This window comes from Staphylococcus sp. GDY8P94P (assembly GCF_017892255.1).
Lineage (GTDB): Bacteria > Bacillota > Bacilli > Staphylococcales > Staphylococcaceae > Staphylococcus > Staphylococcus cohnii.
Genome location: NZ_JAESKU010000019.1, coordinates 1 through 18634 on the forward strand (window position 1 = coordinate 1; position 18634 = coordinate 18634).

Sequence of the window (18634 nt, forward strand, 5' to 3'; positions counted from 1 at the left end):
CACAATTATACGGACTTTATCCTCGAACAACTCATTAAATACAATAATTCGTTATTCCTAATCTTCATTAACGATACGTTTTTTGAATTTTTATCTACATTCAATAACACGTCAAACCTCCTATTCACTGATTAAAAGATACGATTAAATAAGCTTGTAATGAAATCTATGATAGACTGTATAATCTGTAAAATACTATCCCAAATTTTTTGTACAAAGTTTCTATTTTCTTCAGTATTTAAGTCTTTAGCCTTGTCTTTAGCTTTATCTAATAAGTCGCCTGAATTTTTTTCAATACCTTTCAAAGCGTCTTTTGCATTTTTAGCAAATGCTTTAGGATCTGAAGTTAAAGCGTTAGAATTTGCTACGTTGGTCATGTTATCAGTTATCATTTGTTTTTGATTATCTGTTAATGTTCCCGACAATCCTCGTTCATCAAGAACTTTATTAACTATATCTTCAACTTGTTGTGGCGCAATTTGTTCATCTTGTTTCTTCTTAATATCTGCTAACTGTTGTTTAATATCTGCTATAGACGCGTTTAATGCTTCGTCTGAATATCCGTCTTTATCTTGGTTTTCTTCAGATATTGAAGTTAAATCTTGCATTTCTTTATTTGAGTTTTGTATATCTTCAGAATTTAATTCATTTCCTTTTTCTTCATAAGCTTTATAAATACCTGCTAAAGCACCTTCTCCAGTAACTTTTTCAACTGAAGCTATATGAATTTCAGCGTCTTTAATACCTGCTGTGATTGACGCATTTTGATATTGTTCACTTGTAACCTTTGTGATGTTATCAGGTGTGTCTATTTCTACATCTACACCGTTACCCCATTTTTTATGCTTAATAGTTGCACTTGAATATATATAACTTAAATTGCCACTATTAGGAATATATTTACTAACGTCATCAGTTGTTACGCTGTAAGTTTCATAGTCATCTTTTACGCCTAAATCATCTTCAGTCTGTTGTAAGTCTTGGCCTTCAAGATCAGCCCCTTTTATAAAAATGGGTTTATCCCAATCTTCATTATTTTCTTCTGCTTTGGCCATACCTGGAACAGTTAATAATAGTGTTGCTACTGCTGTACTAACAATTAATTTTTTCATTTTAATTTAACCCCTTTTTAATAGTTATAACTACCGTCTTTATATTTAATTTGAACGCCTTCTTGTTTATTCGCAATCCAAACATTGATATTTATTGTTTGGCCGTCATCATTAATTGAGTAGGCTCTAACGTGTGAACCTCTTGGCACAAGTTCATCATCTTTATAAACGGGCGTAACTTCATAAAACACTTTTGTTTCAGGATTATCATACATTGCATTTCTTATTTGCGTTTCAGGATAACCCATGCCCCCACCTTCAGGGTCTTTATTAGATCCAACATTTTGCGCCCTAGTACCTAATGTTAAATTATGTGTTTCCATATCTCCGCCCAATGACCAGGCAAGCGAATGAGATTTATTATATATATAACCCCTATACCCATCTAATTGTAATATTTGGTTGTTTGAATTCTCGCCTTCCCACGTCTGCTTTTCAGGGTTATATATACCATCTTTATATTCTCCTGCTACATGTACATCATAATCAAAAGACGGTCTTTCTTGTGCTTTTGAAGAATGACTTTGAACAGCTTTATTTGTAATTAACGCTGTAACTTTTCCCGCTCTACCGTACTTATCCAAATCAGGATAATCAGCCCAAAAACGATCATTACCCTTTTCATTCAGTAAGTTCTGATCTTCTTGACTTAATTCTGTCTTGTTATCATTGATAAAAGCATAGTTTTCGCTATTAGTTTCAGCGCCTATTAAGTCTATATCTTCTTTACTATTTTTTATTTCAGGTGTATCTGATTTGCTAAAATCACTAATAGTTGATATTAAATCATCAACTTCATTTATTGCCTTTTCCGTATCACAACCACTTAATACAATAAGCGATAATAATAAGGCTATCAGTGGTTTAAATATCTTCATTGCCTTACTCCTTTACTCAAATTGTTCAGCAACCCAAAAATATTTAGTGTAGCTTTTATTCTCATAATAAAACAAAGGTTTAGGCACAAATTTAAAGTTTTTATTTTTGACGTGCATAGTAACATTTTGTCTTGTTACACCTAGTCTTTCAGCTACTTCATTAACATCTATTAGTTTCTGTGGTTCAGAACTTTCACGAATTAAATCATCTAAATTATTATTTTGAAGCTTACCAGTATAAATAGTGTTGTTTTTCTCCATAATATACACACCTTCATTTACTGCTATATCTTGCCCGCCTTGTTGCGTATACAAAGTTTTTTCATCATTTAATAAGTTTGCTATATCTTTTAAATTCATTGTTTTGTTTACCTCCGACCTTTTTTTTGTTATTCTTAGTGTACCTTTTTTTGTGGGCGAATGTTTGATTACTTTCGTCCTATTGCGATACTTTCTAGTATCGCTTTTTTTATGCCTTCATAGTCGGAGTAAACAAACATCATATAATAATCACTTTTTTATAATCGCTTTTTTCTTTTATCATAGCTTTCGCTTCATCAATAGAATATCTTTCGTTGATATATCCTATAAACCTACCATTTTCAATAACTTGTACAACAGGATCAGCCCAAAAGTCATAAATTACATTTAATACATACACATTATTTCTAGTTTTAAATTCATCAATAATCATTGTGCTTCCTCCATTTCTTCATCAAGTTGCTTCAGTCTACACAAATTAAATTTGTTTTGAAGTTCTTCTATTGTCTTATCTCTTAAATTCTCCCTACTTTCTAAAGGATCCATTAATAATAACCATTCAATATATATTGCTTTATCATGGTTCATATTTAGCACCTCATTTATATTAAAGCCCCTTAGCGGGGCTTTTTTTAAAGTTTGTTTTGTATATACTTTGGAATTTTATTTGTCGCTGTTAGGCCATTTCCTTTTTTATAATCAATGATCTTATAACCTGAATTAACTTTAAATATTTCATGTCTACCATTCGTTATTTTTATAAAGTTATGACCTTCTTTGAAAACTTGTTCTACATCAATATTTTTAAATTCTTCTTTAGTTACAAACATCTGTAACACTCCTTTTTTGTGGGTTGCTATATCTTTTATTTATAGCGTTTGATTTGTTTCGTCCTCCTTTCAATTATTATATTATCACTTATTTTACACTTTGACAAGCATTTATTTGTCAAAGTGTAAATATTTTTTAAAAAAATAAAGGCCTTAGATAGACCTTTAAGCTGTAGCTTGTATCAAACCATCATATCTAGCCTTAGAAATATAAAAATAAGTTTCAGCTAATACGCGTTCAAACAAATCATTTAGATCATGTTCATTATACAAAGGGGCGTTAATTTCAACTTTTTCATCTTCAAAGTCATTAACAATTTTTACTTGATAACTATTTAAATTTAATGAGTTGTCTTGAAATACCAATTCAGTTTTTCCATTTTCTCTATATATACATTCAACCTTATCAACTGTGTAATAAGTTTCAATAATATTTTTAACTTGCTGATCGTGTTTTCTATTTATTTTTTCAACCCTTTTATCATTTAACTTAAATAGAATAACCATAACAGCAACTATAGATATAAAAATAACGAATGGCATTAAAAAACCCCCCTTATAATTAATATATAAAATTAAAGATCATGTTTTTCTTTCAATAATTCCATTGCTTCAGAAACTATGTCTACTAAATTTGCACCTGTTTTCGCTTTAACTTGATAAGCAATTGACCAGTCTTCATTATACATTTTAACCGATTTTGTAGGTCTTACTTCCTTCTTTTTCGCTATCATATCATCAAATACTTGTTCTTCTTTATATTCATCTTTTACTGCTTCATTATTAAAATCTGCCATATTATTCACTCTCCAACTTTTCTAACATTTCATTTTTTACATCAATATACATCTGCATTGTCTTTTTATCATGGGGTTTATGTTCTGTTATGCCATGTTCTCCCCAGGTTACTACTCGATCACTTGAACGTATATAATTTTTAAATACATCTTCGCCAAACAATTTATTTATCTTATTGATAATACTTCTGTTAGTTGATCCACGTTGATTTACTAAGTACGGTAATAAACCTAAAAATTTTAAACTTGGTTTTTTATTCTGTTGAATATTACCTAAATAGCTGTAATACTTCTTCGCTGAAGTAAAACTATCTTCTTCAGTTTTTGATGTTATTAGAACGTAATCAGAAGCGCATACAGCGTTATTAGACAAAATACCTGTTGAAGGTCGTGTATCTATGATTATGTAGTCATAATCGTCTTTTATTGGCTTTAAAAGTGAATTTAATAAAAAGTATTCTGCTTTTTCATCAAATTTCTTTATTACGTATTTATCAAACTTTTCTAATGACCAATCGCCCTTTAATATATCCAGGTTGTCCGTTACTTTTTCAATACAATCTTCTAAGTTTAAATTTTTAATACCTTCCATGAATGAAGGTTCTTTTTTAAACTTTTTTTGATAAGTCCTTTGAACTTTTTCTGTTAAGTTACTTTGTGGGTCAGTGTCTACAGCTAAAACTTTATTACCTTCTTTAGCAAGTAAGTACGTAAGTATTTCTGTAAGTGTGGACTTTCCTACCCCACCTTTAAAACAGCCAATCGTTATTACTTTCGTCATATTATCTAACCTCTTTTCTATCCCTTATTACCTTTTTTTGTGGGATTGTTTACAATAATAATAACAGATGTTTTTCTACTTGTCTACTTCTCCACTTAACTACTTATGTCTTTTTCTACTTTTACATTATTCTACTTTACCACTTATGTCTTTTTGTCTAAGTGGTTAAGTAGAATAATGTATATAAAGAAAAGCGCTATATAGCGCTTTTCATTCAATCTTTAACATTTTTTGTATTGCTTTCTAAAGTAAATCTTTCAAAGTCATCAATCAACCATTTACCATTTTTTCTAACAAAATGAATTTTTCCTGATGTTTTTTTATCAGTCGTATCTTCTTCATCTATCACTTTTTCATCAAATGTAACAAATACATCATAGCTGTCTTTTTGTGGTCTGTATTCTTCTATAAATGTCTTAACATTACTTATTTTAACTGTTAAAAACGCATTATATTTATCCCTTGAATTATCAAATAATTCTTTTTGGTATTTGTCGTCTAATATTGGAGAAAGTTCCTTCTTTTTACCACTGAAGCTTTCCTTCTCCTTCATAGTAAATAGTTTATTAATAAATTCTTTAGCATTATCCCTGATCTGTTCTTCTTCTTTTGATACAACTTCTTTGTCTTGGCGCGCTATCAAATCACTTTGTGCTTTATTTGTATCTTCTAACTTTCCAATTTTGGTTTCATTCTCTTTATTTTGGCTGTTAGCTTTATTAAGTTCGTCATCATAATGTCGAACTATAAAGACTAATATACCGATTATAACAATTGCCGTTATACCTATAATCAAGGTGCTTTTCGGAATGTTCTTCATACCTTAACCTCCCATTTTTAATAAATGAAGCTATAGCCTTCAGTCATTTTTACTTCTCGTTGAGTTATTTTATATGGCCCACCTTCAGCGTTCATTTCAGTCACAACAAATGTATTTTTATCTTTAACATCTATAACAATACCAACATGACCCGTAACATTAGAATGTCCGCCTGCGCCTTGTTCAGCTATCCAGGCCGCGCCTTTTTTAGGTGTTTTACCTACCTTATAACCTTCAGCTTCAGCTCGTTCATTCCATTTGTGGGCGTCATGCCAAAATGTTGATATAGGTTTGCCCATTTTTTGACGTATACCATACGCATACCATGTACATTGGCCTGCTGTGTATAAATTATTTTTCCCTGGATTTGAATTTGAGAATGAAGGTATTTTACCTTTATATTCTTTACCTACATCTCCCTTATCTTTTTTACAACTATCATCACTTTTACTAGCTTTGCCGTCTATACCCTTCATGATTTTTTTAATTGTCGGCTTCCAGTTTGAATTTAAATCTGTAGGGTCATTACTTGCGCCTATAGGTGCATATTTCGGTTGAATTTTATCAACTGTTTTTAAGCCCTTGCTAAAATATAGGTCATATAAGTTTTTAGCGGCGGCGTCTATACCTTCTTCAATACTATCAAACTTAAATAAGTCGCCTGATCCCATCATACCCGCAACATTATTATGAGTTTTAACTGCTTCTGATTTACCATAGCCCGTTTCATGCGCCACTATAGCCATAAATATTTTAGGATCTATTTTGTGTTTTTTAGCACTTTTAACTATATAATCAGCTTTACCTTCTAATCCTCCGCCTTTAGCATTTTCATTAAAAGATTTGATACCTTTATCACTTACAGAACCACCACTTACAGCGCAACCGTCACTACTGCCACCCGTTTGAGTTTCGTCTAATTCATCATCAAATGGCGCTAGCAACATCATAGACATTAAAGATACAGCAATAAATATTATGCCTAGTAAAGCCAATGCACCATATATATATAACTTTATTTTTTTCTTCTTTAATTCTAATGCTAGGTTAGTAAGCTTTTTTAAATTACCACCGTCATTTTTTTGATTAATTTTCTTCATCTACGTCACTCATTTCATAAGAAGCAACATGATAAAATTCTGCGCCATCATAAATTATGTGATATTCATATCTATAATTCGTTGTACCTTCAGGGATAATTTGGCTTTCTATATCTTCATTAAAATCTATTGTTGCCGTATATTGTATAGTATCTAATTCATCTAATAATTCAGGATCAGCTTCTATTTCATCTAAGATGTCCGTTTCTTCTTCATCAGTAAACAATTTAATAATAGTTACTTCTTCTATGTTTTCTTCTAGGTCTTCAGCTTCATTTTTTGATAACTTCCCTAGCATGGTTTTACCTATTTTACTGCCCCATAATTCAGGTTGTCCTATCCACTTATAACCTTCTACAACAAACACAAATACTATGAGTAAAGATAATACCGCTCTAAGCGGAGAAGGTGGCAATAACAGCACAATGCCAAACGCCAATACACAAATCGCAACAAACAATATACGCTTTTTGTAAGGCGCTAAATAGTTAAGTATATCTTGTATAATATCTTTCATTATTTAACACCTCACTTTTTATTTCTCTTTATAGCGTCTATTCTATTTTCTGTTTCACGACTTGCTGATTTTTCTTGGGTGTCTTGTACTGGTTTTGGTTTTTTTCTGATGACTGGTTTATTTTGTGGTTTATTTGTCTGTATTTGTTCATTAACTCTTGAACTATCGTTGCCACCTTCATTTTTGTTTAATCTATCTTTAGAACTGCTATCGTTCCTAGATTGTTTAGTGTTTGAACCTTCTGTTTTTTTATCTGGTACTGCCTGCGGTTTTTTCTTAATTGTTCCGCCATCTTTTCTATTAACTGATGGTTTACTTCCTGAACCTTCATCAACGGTATCATTTCCACTTCGTGATTTAGGTTTAGTATTGTAATTATTATTTGGATCTTGATTGCCTGGACTATCATTGCGGTTTTGTTTATGTTTAGGTTTTTTCTTGATTTTTTGATTTTCTTTTTTCTTAATATTGCTATTAGGTTTCTTACTCTGTTCTTGCTCGCTGGCTTTAGGTTTCTTGCTTATAGTGCCACCATCTTTTTTATTCACACCATTTGAAGTAGTGTTATGGTCGTTAGCTTTCTTCTTAGATATATGTTCAGTTGGTTTTTTCCTAACGTTCGTATCATTACCACCATATACTGGTTGATTACCTTGACCGTTATTTTGTTTATTTTCTTCGCGCTTTTTACGGGCGCGCGCTCGTTGTTCACTGATGTTTTGTTGTTTAATAGAACTCATTACTTTTTGATAATCATTTTTTATCAATTTACCTTGCATAAACAACATGCCTAAACAAATTAAACTTAATGATATGGCTGTTACAATGTAATTCCAATTTTTTTCTTCTGAAATTTGATAAGTTACATTAATTAATGTAAACATAAGCACCAGTAAGAATACATACACGATAGACATTAGTAAGTGGCCACCTGTACGCTTGGCTGTACCTTTTAAATAGCCAACAAATGACGGTATAATTGCAATGATTAAAACACCAACCATAACAACCGCGCCTACTACAAAGCCCAATTCATAAAATTGTTTAGCAACCGCGAATAATATCGCGCTTATACCAATAATGAATGATGGTATAAAAACAAATACTGCAACAACTATACGACTTGTTGTGTAATTATTACTTACAGACATATTCTTTTTATGTTTTTTTACTAAATTATTTCTATCATCACTTTTAGGCTTATGATTTAGTATTTTATTAATCAAAGCTTTACCATCTTCAACTTTGTTGTCTTCTCCTGCTTTACCTCCGCCAATTTCATTTACATTAGTTGTACCAAATTGCAATTGTAGCCACGGTTTCACAATTAATATTTCATGTAATGTATTTTTCATTGTGGCCAAACCTTCTTTATTTGATACATCATTTTCGGAAGCTTCAGCTTGATTTGATTGATTTTCTCCAGTCACACTTGTACTTGTATTCAATATAGTGTTACTCACATATTGGCTAAAACCTGAAGTACCTTGTATGATTGGCTTCGCATTTGAAACGTAAATACTGAAAAGGGCTGTAAATACAATTGCTAAAAATACACCAGTTGTTCCTTTTCTTAATTCTCCCTTACTAATCGTTGCAATCAACCATATAACTACACCAATAAAAGCCCATGTTATAAATTTGCCTAATCCTGATGATCCGCCTATAGCTGAAATTACATCTGCTAACTCGCTAACTATAGATCCTAATATAGTAAATTCAAAAGCTTCACTTACCAGGAATATAAATACTGAAGCAAATATTTTATATGTTGACCATATACCATTTAATATTTCGTACTTTGAATTTTCAGTGAAGTTGTAAGCTTTTTCACTTAGTCCGATAACGTCATACCAGGGTTTATCGTCTTTTTCTTCTAATACATAATCCATTGAATAGTTGTCTAAATCATGTTCTTTGTAACCGACAATATTTGATTTAACTTCAGGCAAATCATCATCTTGGTTACTTGGAAACATGCCTGAAATTGGATCTTTTTCTTTCGAAAAGGCTTCATTAACTCCTACTAAGCAAACACTTAATACCATTAGACTAGCAAGGAACCACAAAAAGCCTTTTGTTTTATCCTTCATTTATAGTTCCTCCCTACTCTAATTTTTCTAAGTCTTTCTTAGGAATACCTTTATTTTCTATCAATTTACTATCTTCAGAAATTTTACTCATTAACTTTTCAGATAATCCATGCTTTCTTTCGTTTATATCCATTATTGCCTTACCTTCATTATCTCCATTCACTCTTTTAAACTGGCCACTTCCCATGACAAGCAAGTTGAACTTTTGATATTTACCATCTAATAATGGTTCCCCTGGATCTATTAAAGGGTTTTCTACATTAGGTTTGAATATAATTGTAAATACTTTTTGCTTTTCTTTGTAAGGTGTTTCATATATTGCATATTTTAGTTCTTTATCTTTAGCATTTTCTAAATCTTCTTCATCAATCATGCTATAAAGTTCTTCATAGTATTGCTTCATTTCTTCTTTGTCATCAGATACATCATTTTCATCTTTTGAAATACCGTACATATCTTGAATTTTGGAATACTGGCCATTAGCCATATATTTAGTAAATTTAATAGCTTCTTCAGTATAGTCATCTTTTTTAGGCTTTGAACTATCTTTACTACTACAAGCCGATAAAACAATAATTGCTATTAGTAATAAGTATGTTAATTTTTTCATTATACTTGCACCTCTTGTTTTGTGTCTTCTCGTTTTTCAAGTTGATTACTTGTATCAAACGCGTCTACTAAATGCTCTTGTAATACTCTTACATCAAGAATACCGACGCGATCATTCAAGTCTTTATAAACACATACGCCTGTTTCAAGTTCAGGCATAATCGCTTGTAAGTCTGTACTATCATCAAATCTAAAGAATTGCTGAAGCTTATTAATTTCATCTGTATTACTTTCTAAATATGCAAATAGCTGTCCGATTTGTGACTGCATGTCTTCAGGTATATCACTAAGTCTTTGTGTCATGATATGAATTGAAGCCCCTTTAGAACGGCCTTCACGGAATAAACTTTGAAAGGCTGAACGGCCTTGTGAGTTTTTGAAGTATTTCCAGGCTTCATCAAGTCCGATAACTGTTAGATCATTAGGGAACATGTTAATAAACTGTCTTTGATAAGCTGTTAAAGCATATAAAATACTATCACTTACAATATTTGCTTTTGAATAGTCTTTAGGGTCTATATCAGCGTCTGCAAGTTCTAAATTTTCTACTTGCAACACGTTTAATTGACTATTAATATCTAAAACTTCTGTATCATCAATTCTTTCTCCAAATATTAGCGTACTTAATGAGTGTGTAGTATATACATTAATTCTATTTACAAGACGCTTACAAAGTTCTTTTTCATCTTCAGTTAATGTAATATCTTTTTTCTCGCCTATACTCATAGATGTAAGTTCTTCTGTAACCTGATTAATTTTAGGTTCATCTCTATTCGCTACATATTCTAATGCCCTGTTAATCATTGTTGCTTGATCTATAGTTGCTTCATTTCTAATAGAAATTGATAGTAAATTATGAAGTATCTGTTCTGATACACCTACAGCGTCTGATACGTCTGTAAAGATATAGAACGGATCAAGTTTACCTGCGTCTTTAGGTTTAGCTGACAAAGTAATGAAGTTTAATTGTGTACCTAATTCATCTAATTTCTTATGCCATTCACACTTATTCATTCGCTCTTGTTTAGGGTCTACTATTAAAACTTTTGCGCCCCATATTGCATATTCATAGAATAAAAGGTTTGCACCGAATGATTTTCCACCGCCTGTTTTTCCTGTATGACAAATGGCCAATGATTGGTTTTTAGCTTGTCCTGTAGACGCAAAACCTGGCATATGAAATACTGGCGTACCGTAATTTGTAGCAATTTGACCTACGTAAAAACCGTAAGGATCGCCTAACTCGTGACGGTTTCCAAAAAATGAACTTGTCATCATGTTTATATCGCAATCTTTCACAAACTCTTTTACATATCTTCTACTTCCTGGCATACATTCAAGCAAACTTCTTAATTGTAAACCTCTTGTATTCTGAACAATGTACTGATGATTTGACATTGTTTCTTTAAGTTCATCTAATTTACGATTTAATGCCTTTTGAGTTTCGGCTGTAACTACGAATATAGCTGACATTAAGAAACTGGCTTCTCTATTTTTTTCAATATTTGCGATTAAATCATCAGCTATGTCTATGCCGTCATAAACGTTTGAACTTGCACTATCTCCGTAATCTGCCAAATGTTCTACTTGGTCTTCTAAGTTAGCTTTTTTAGATCTAAGTTTCATTAATCTTCTATCTGAACTTTGATAAGTTAATTTTAATGAAACACCTACGCCAAATTGTAAGTTTCTAAGTATTTCAAGCCAACGTGTATCAGGGAAGTGAGTTTCAACTGGTACTTTTGCTAGTTGTAAAAATGAAATATAAGTATCTCTTTCTTTGCCTAACGCGTCATTTTGGTGTAATACAAGATGTTTTCTACTGCTAGGGTTTGAATATGATACTGTTGATAAATCTTCTACATGGCCACGATCTCTAATTTTAGCGATTAATCTATCGCCATTGTAAACGGGTGTTAAACGTTCAAACCAATTATCATTTAAAAACGGCTCTCTTACATTTAAATTATTAGGCCATGTTATAAGCTTTGCCATTTCTATGGGTTCAATTTCTCTAAATGTAAACGGTAAGTTATTTAGCGTATTACTTAAATGATCCATTTTATTATATGCTGTTTTAACTTTATTAGTTGTTAATAATACGTCTTTACCAGTAATAGCTTTAGTAATAAGGTTAATTAACTTTTCTTTTGTTTCTGTGTATATCTCGCCCCACGTAACATCTTCATTAGTAAAGTTGACCATTGTACTCTTTCCTAATTCAAAGCCCATATAATAACGAACTTTGTTTTCTGATGAACCTAATTCATTTGAATTTTTTAAATGGTCAAAAATAGCGTCTTCATGTTGTTCTAATACTGGTATCAAACGCCCTCTACTGTATGAAATATATTGATTTTTAATTTCATCTAAGTCTTGACGTTCTGGGATAATTAAACAATGAACTTCTTTTTTTACCTCTTTAAATACACGTTTCAACTGTCTAAATTTAATTAATAATTCGTTCTCTGTATCAAAGTTACTGTGAAACCCTTCAAACTCAAACCATGCTTGCATACGTCCATCTTTTGTAAAGATGATATTTTCTACAACTGCTTCTATATCAAAATCTAGTCTTTTAGGCATAGGTTATTTGTCCTCCTTATTTATGCGAAAGTCTGAAAACGTACGCGCTACAACTTTCTTTCTCAACTTATATGATTTTCTATTATCTAATTCTTCACGCCCTACATAATCAGACGTTTCATTAAATTTTGTAGCCATATATACTTTTGCATATTTCACAACATTCATATTTTCGATACTTTTTTGACCTATGAAAAAACCAAATACAGCGGGGAAACCTATATGAATGAAAAAGACAATAGTGTATCTACCATATTTCGGTAAAAAATCTAATAATCCATTTGTTATAGGTAAGAAAAATAAACCAGGTAAAATAATCGTGAAAATAACGATTATTTGACTAACTGTCAAAGAAAAAGGCAGTGAAAAGCCTTGCTCTCCACCGCCTAAACCACGTATTAAGTTTGGTATTTCATCTAATTGTGATGAACAGTAACCAATGATTTTTTTCATGTTACTCATACTATGCACTCCTTATTAGAAGCCAAAGAATTGCGCTATACTTTCGCCTAAGTTTTGTAAATTTTGCGGATCTCTAACAACTAACGCACCGAGAACACCTAAGATAATCAATGCACCTAATGCCATTCTGAATTTCTTAGATAATGCTAAAACTACAATGATAATTGCAGCGACTGCCCAATAAACAATATTTAAAACTAATGTGAAGTTCCTTTCCCCTTCACGTGCATTATTAACTAAATCTCCACCTGCTTCGCCTAATACGAAAGAACTAAAGTCTATTGATGCAATTGACGTCATTAAATCTAACATTTTAAACACTCCTATTATTTTTTAATATATTGAGGTTCACTTACTTTAATTACATTATACTTATTGTCATCAAGCTTTTTAAGCTTAATTTCAAATTTGTTTCGACTTGTTAAGCCACTATCTTTTTCTTCCATTTGAACCGTTATAATCGCTTTAAGTTCATCTTGTTTATTTTCTTGATACACTTTCACTTCTTCAACGTTTTTAATTTCAACATTGTTATTCAATAATTGTGTATCAGATTTATTATAGAAATATGTTTGTGCTGTATCTCTATCATCTGAAGCATAAACTTTCATAAAGCTTGTAATGTAATCTTTAACATCAGGATAATTTGTTGTGACATCTCTACCATTATCAGTATCTAGCGTCATTTGAACATCAGCATTTGATTTTTGTTCATATGGTAAAGGTAAAGTGACTAACTTATAACCTTTATCGTCGCCATATACTTTAATGTATCTGTTGAATTTAACATCTTCATGTTTATCGTCTTGTACTGTTTTTGTTTCTTCTTTATCCTTCTTGCCTTTTTTACCTTTAACTTTCTGCTTAACAGTTTTTTCTTTAACCGTCTTTTTATCTAATGTAACAGTAAAATATATTTTGGCTTGGTTCTTATCTGCACTTTCAACATCATTAATTTTAACGTCTTTAACTGAAATACTGCCATCTATATTTTCAGGATTAAAGCTATTATCATCTAATGTTGAACTGTCTACGTAATCACTTAAACTTTCTAACCATTTATCACGATCTTGCCCTTTATCATAACTATAATATTTTTGTATGAAATCTTTCGCGTATTCCTGGGCGCCTACTTGTGTTGATGGATTGCCTTTATTAGTAGTATCAATTTGTGAAGCTAATTTTTGATATTGCTCTTGTGCGTCACTTGCTTTTCTATTAGCATTACCTGCATTTATCCAACTAACAACTACTAAAAACAAAGCTATGATTATGACCGTTTTAACAACGTTATAACCTTTAGGACGTTTCAATTTAGCTTTACTTAAAATTTTGTCGTCCTTACCTCTATTTTTTAACGCCTTTTTTAACTTATTACGCTTAAACAAACGATCTGCTGACTTCTTCTTTTTTCTATAATCTTCTGTCGTTTCTTCATTTTGTGCGGGCTTTGATTTTTGTTTTTTAACCTTTTTATCGGACTGCTTGCCCCACTTTCTCATAAGCTAACTCCTTTCTAAATGATGTTAAAGTGTTCTAAATTCATCAAAGTCTACACCTGGTTTGAAATAATTATATATTGCACCGTAAGGGTTAGTCATTATGTCATCAAGCTTTGCAATCATCACATCAAAACTGTTCTGACCTTTGAATGCGTCTTCAAAATCTACCGTTTTAAAATCACGTTTCAATTTACGATAATTTTCATCTTCATTACTCACAAATAACAAACGCCATTCATCTACAAATTCTTCAAAACCTGCATGAATATGAAATCTTTTCATAGTGTTATTTGACTGATTAAAAAAGTCTTTATATCTCACTAATTTATCGTAAGTAAATTTTCTAGCTTTTTTAGACCTTTCAACTTCTAACATAATGCCTATAACGTAACCATCTTGTCTTTCTAATAAAATTGCACCATCAGGACGAATAACATCTTCACGGCCGTCATTATATTGAAAAGTAGTTCTTTGCTCGTTTGCATATTCTAGTAAGTCAACGGCGGGTATTTTATGTCGTTCATATGATAATACAACATCATTAACGGCTAACTGGTGCATATACCACATTGGAAGCTTTTTCTCATATACTGATTTGAAATGCGTATAACCTTGCATACTTTCTAAAAACATACTACCTGTTTTAGTTAAACAATATATTGAGTTTGGGCGCTTAGCTTGTAATGTTGCTTGCGCTTTAAATTTAGTAATATAGCCGTCTTCTTCTAATTTGGTTAATCTATTCCAAACCGATTTTTCTGATTTCATTGAACCATCATCATTTAAATATATTGCGGTGCGTATTTGCTCGATAGTCAAATATATATGAGCTTCTAAGAAGCTAAATAATTTGAAGTCTTTTTCATTTAATGTTGTATATGACATGACTTTCTCCTCCAATTTTTTGAGGAGAGAACGTTCCATTTTGTTAATTTTAATCAGTCCCCCTTATCTGTGAAGCCACTTAAAAAGGAACCTACATTTTTTGATTGCTCTGTTTCCTGTGAAACTTGACTGTCTTCATTCGGTTTAGTTCGTTCCTCTTGATTGACTTCGTCTTTTGATGTTTTCAAGACGACTTTAGATTTATTTAATTTAACTTTTTTTGTTTTAGGTTTAATTTCTTGTTTTTGTTCTTTTGGCTTACGTTTAATCTCTTCTGGAACAATCGGTTTACGTTTAATAACATCAGCTTTAAATTCTTCTTGTTGCTTACCTTGATAAGTGTATTCTTCATCTTCAAAAAATGCTCTTACCATTTTAGGTATTTCTTTATAATACATACCGTTGTTAGCGCTTAACTCTACAGCCTTTTTCATAGTCCATTCGTCTGCTATTTTAGGTTCATACTGATCTTTATAATCAGCAACTTTCCCATCTTCCATAACACGGTCGATAGGTTTCACTTTAACTTGCGTTTTAACATTAACTGTTTCGCCTTCAATAACATCTTGTGTTCTCAATGCACAAACATTGTCAGGCAACTGTTTAAAATAACTTTCAGTGTAATGTTGTTCTTTTTTGTCGCTACTTTTGAAGATTTTAGTTGCTAATGCTGAACCACTTTCCCCCTGTCTACAAACAAAGAAATTAGATTGATTATTAACTAATGCTGATCTTAATTCTGAATTTAAATCATCTAAATTTTGTGTAGCAATTCCTAATGAATGGCCGAATTTTCTTTGTTCACTGATGATTTTAGGGAAGATAGAAGCTTGTACTTTATGCGCTTCATCAACAACCGTTAAATGAAGTAAAGAAGTGTCGGCGGGTCTTTGATCTGCAACACGATAATACATATAAGCAATGTATGAACAAAATATTTTAATTTCCTGTTCACTCATTCCTACAAGGTCATAAAATACTATATGCCCTTCGTCCATCCACTTGCGTATTGGTAGATTAAACTCTTTCTGACAAAACAGATTTCTTAATGTACTGTTCGATTTAAATACATCTAATCTATTCAAAACAGCTTGACCTGACGGACTTTCAATTAAATCAGAAGCTTCATTATCAAAGAAATTAACCACTTCATACATTTCTGTATATGGTCTAATACGGTCAATGATACGTTTTCTAAAAATATCATCATTTTTGTATAACATTCTTATAACGGACATAATCGTATGAGTTTCTTTTGGATCATGAATTAACGCTTTAATTGTGTATCGCAATAGTCTTTCAGCTTGGGTTGCTGTATCAAAGTTTTCGCTGATAATTCTGAAAACATTATCTATCATTTCTTCAGAATTTTCGCCATGTAATTTAGCCAACAAATTACATGCTAACGGGTATTCACTATCTTTAACTTTGATGAAATGTACTTTATCCCAATCTACCTCGTTACCTTCAAAAGTTTCAAAAACACGCAATCTATTAAGTAATAACTTTATTGCGCTTCCTGAAGGGTCTACTAATGAATAACCTGGCGTCGCTTCTAAACTTTCAACAAAACTTTTATTGAAGTTATTCAAAATACAATTTAAAAGGTTCGTCTTACCTGAACCCGTTGCGCCTGTAACACAAAATTGTTTTCTTAATATTTCAGGTAAAATAAATACTTCCCTATCTTTAATTATAGGGTGGTCTAAAGTTCCCAATTTAAGACCCGTTGCTAAAGTGTCTTCACTTAAAGGCGTATTACCTAATTCAATATACGGTGTATATGGCTTAATTTTATCAATCAAGCTATTATCTCGATTAATAACTGGCATATGCACAAAATTAGCTAATTCCCTTGAAGTTAAAACACTTTTACCACGTTTCCATAAATTGTACCAATCCACTACCTTAAACATTGAAGGCCTATATACAAGTTCATTTACAGACTTACATTCATTAAGAATTGTATACATATCTTTTAATAAATACTGACCGTCATGTGAGTTAGTCGCCATACTTATCGTTGTATCAAAAGCAACATCACTATACGTAAAACGTTTGTTGGTTTCTTTCCAAATCTCCTTTTCGTAATTATCCCGATCCTTAAATTTTTGCTCTCTAATATCTTCATCAGTCTTTTTTATAGCTTTTCTTAACTTAAAACCGTAATTTCTTCTAAACCTAAATTGTAACCATGTATCAGGTTCCATAATGCTAACTATCTTAGTTAAATTGTCATGTTGAAAGTTTTCTATAGGATAACCCTGTTTTAAAGAATTATGTTTTAACTTAGCATAACCAAAATATGATCTTTTAGTAGGAAAATCTAAATGGCTTTCATCTGCTTCATGAAATTCTATGTTTGGATAAACATTACTAAAATGTTTTCTAACTGAAACCATTAACTCTTTATCCCCTGCTAAATAAAAACCTAATTTACTATCCTTACTTTTTCCTCGTCTATTTTCTCTATAGATTAAAAAAGTAAACCACGGATCCCCATAAAAAAATCTTTCAAAAATATTTCTTCTTGTTGAATGAATATTTTTTAATAATTTAAAAATTTTATCAGATTTAGGGAAATCTCCTTCATAAGTTAATATTCTATAATATTTCATATTTTTCTGTATTTTAATTATTTTCATAATAAATCTTAATATTATAGAAAATATTATGAATACAATTGCAAGCATTGCACCAGCGATCAATGACGCTCGCGCTGTGAAATATATGAGTAGTGAGAGGATAAGGATATAGGATATGAATAAGGAGAGTTGTCTAAGAAGTTTAGACGTCATATGTGGATACCTCCCGTTTGTATTTGGTTGTCAAGGTACAGTGGATATGTCGCCCCCGCATTTAACAAATAAAAAACAAAGTCTTCTCCAGTTACGATTAACTAAGATGATAATATTATTCTATGAATAATGTAATCTTATTTAATCTAACAGGAGATAGTCACGAAAAATACGGTGGTTTTATATCCTTAATTACATTTTACCTTAAAACGACCGTAAAAACAACATTTAATATGTATGTTATGGTATGGGTTATATAATTCATTATGGTATGGTTTATGTTATGAATTAAATTAAGGTATAATCTAATAATATTAACTATGAAACATAATATAATCTATTATCTGTTCACACCATAATTAAATGAAATATACACCCATAATATATAATTGTTATTGGGGAGAGATCTCCATTTTGTTAAAAGTATTTTAGGTAATTTTTAATTTTTTTGGCGCCTGCTAATTTTAATTAGTAGGCGTTTTTCTATTAATCTACATAACTACTTAAATACTCACTTATATATATTATTTAGTAGAATATAATACTAATGTCTTTTTCTATTATTCTACATAACTACTTAACTACTCACATATATATATTATT

At 31.1% G+C, this 18634-nt stretch carries 20 protein-coding genes; all 20 read right to left on the minus strand.

Features of this window, described 5'->3' with window-relative positions; all coding sequences use genetic code 11:
- Positions 1–131: 131 nt before the first annotated feature.
- The gene (locus KA926_RS12315) at positions 132–1112 is read right to left on the minus strand and encodes a DUF1002 domain-containing protein (RefSeq protein WP_095337291.1); all 981 of its coding nucleotides are present in this window, start codon (positions 1110–1112) and stop codon (positions 132–134) included.
- Between the two features lie 17 nt (positions 1113–1129).
- Entirely contained in the window at positions 1130–1990 is an 861-nt protein-coding gene (locus KA926_RS12320; RefSeq protein WP_165621496.1) for a DNA/RNA non-specific endonuclease, read from the minus strand.
- A gap of 12 nt (positions 1991–2002) precedes the next feature.
- A complete protein-coding gene (locus KA926_RS12325; RefSeq protein ID WP_095337273.1) occupies positions 2003–2350 on the minus strand; it encodes a hypothetical protein in 348 nt (115 codons plus the stop codon).
- A gap of 139 nt (positions 2351–2489) precedes the next feature.
- A complete protein-coding gene (locus KA926_RS12330) occupies positions 2490–2684 on the minus strand; it encodes a hypothetical protein (RefSeq protein WP_015585962.1) in 195 nt (64 codons plus the stop codon).
- Positions 2681–2839 (minus strand): hypothetical protein, encoded by a 159-nt coding sequence (locus tag KA926_RS12335; protein WP_165621498.1) that lies wholly within the window; start codon positions 2837–2839, stop codon positions 2681–2683. The genes KA926_RS12330 and KA926_RS12335 overlap by 4 nt, the downstream gene beginning before the upstream one ends.
- A gap of 44 nt (positions 2840–2883) precedes the next feature.
- Positions 2884–3081: a hypothetical protein gene (locus KA926_RS12340; protein ID WP_095337272.1), complete on the minus strand. Its 198-nt coding sequence runs from the start codon at positions 3079–3081 to the stop codon at positions 2884–2886.
- A 165-nt stretch (positions 3082–3246) separates the two neighbouring features.
- Entirely contained in the window at positions 3247–3624 is a 378-nt protein-coding gene (locus KA926_RS12345) for a hypothetical protein (protein WP_001632644.1), read from the minus strand.
- Between the two features lie 32 nt (positions 3625–3656).
- Positions 3657–3878: a hypothetical protein gene (locus KA926_RS12350; protein ID WP_015585958.1), complete on the minus strand. Its 222-nt coding sequence runs from the start codon at positions 3876–3878 to the stop codon at positions 3657–3659.
- 1 nt (position 3879) lies between these two features.
- The gene (locus tag KA926_RS12355; RefSeq protein ID WP_095337271.1) at positions 3880–4659 is read right to left on the minus strand and encodes a ParA family protein; all 780 of its coding nucleotides are present in this window, start codon (positions 4657–4659) and stop codon (positions 3880–3882) included.
- A gap of 214 nt (positions 4660–4873) precedes the next feature.
- Positions 4874–5479: a hypothetical protein gene (locus KA926_RS12360; RefSeq protein WP_095337270.1), complete on the minus strand. Its 606-nt coding sequence runs from the start codon at positions 5477–5479 to the stop codon at positions 4874–4876.
- A 17-nt stretch (positions 5480–5496) separates the two neighbouring features.
- On the minus strand, positions 5497–6579 hold the full coding sequence (locus KA926_RS12365) for a CHAP domain-containing protein (RefSeq protein ID WP_165621500.1): 1083 nt from the start codon (positions 6577–6579) through the stop codon (positions 5497–5499).
- On the minus strand, positions 6566–7096 hold the full coding sequence (locus KA926_RS12370) for a hypothetical protein (RefSeq protein ID WP_095337310.1): 531 nt from the start codon (positions 7094–7096) through the stop codon (positions 6566–6568). Before KA926_RS12370 ends, KA926_RS12365 begins: the two co-directional genes overlap by 14 nt.
- 11 nt (positions 7097–7107) lie before the next feature.
- A complete protein-coding gene (locus KA926_RS12375) occupies positions 7108–9189 on the minus strand; it encodes a CD3337/EF1877 family mobilome membrane protein (RefSeq protein WP_095337311.1) in 2082 nt (693 codons plus the stop codon).
- 13 nt (positions 9190–9202) lie between these two features.
- On the minus strand, positions 9203–9799 hold the full coding sequence (locus KA926_RS12380; protein ID WP_095337312.1) for a hypothetical protein: 597 nt from the start codon (positions 9797–9799) through the stop codon (positions 9203–9205).
- The gene (locus tag KA926_RS12385) at positions 9799–12384 is read right to left on the minus strand and encodes an ATP-binding protein (RefSeq protein ID WP_165621502.1); all 2586 of its coding nucleotides are present in this window, start codon (positions 12382–12384) and stop codon (positions 9799–9801) included. Before KA926_RS12385 ends, KA926_RS12380 begins: the two co-directional genes overlap by 1 nt.
- Positions 12385–12387: 3 nt before the next feature.
- A complete protein-coding gene (locus tag KA926_RS12390) occupies positions 12388–12846 on the minus strand; it encodes a TcpE family conjugal transfer membrane protein (protein WP_095337298.1) in 459 nt (152 codons plus the stop codon).
- A 15-nt stretch (positions 12847–12861) separates the two neighbouring features.
- The gene (locus tag KA926_RS12395) at positions 12862–13158 is read right to left on the minus strand and encodes a hypothetical protein (RefSeq protein ID WP_095337297.1); all 297 of its coding nucleotides are present in this window, start codon (positions 13156–13158) and stop codon (positions 12862–12864) included.
- Between the two features lie 14 nt (positions 13159–13172).
- A complete protein-coding gene (locus tag KA926_RS12400) occupies positions 13173–14348 on the minus strand; it encodes a conjugal transfer protein (protein ID WP_165621504.1) in 1176 nt (391 codons plus the stop codon).
- Positions 14349–14372: 24 nt separating this feature from the next.
- The gene (locus KA926_RS12405) at positions 14373–15233 is read right to left on the minus strand and encodes a replication-relaxation family protein (protein ID WP_015585947.1); all 861 of its coding nucleotides are present in this window, start codon (positions 15231–15233) and stop codon (positions 14373–14375) included.
- Positions 15234–15286: 53 nt separating this feature from the next.
- Positions 15287–17878, minus strand: coding sequence for an ATP-binding protein (locus KA926_RS12410; protein ID WP_165621505.1), 2592 nt, complete (start codon positions 17876–17878; stop codon positions 15287–15289).
- Positions 17879–18634: the final 756 nt, after the last annotated feature.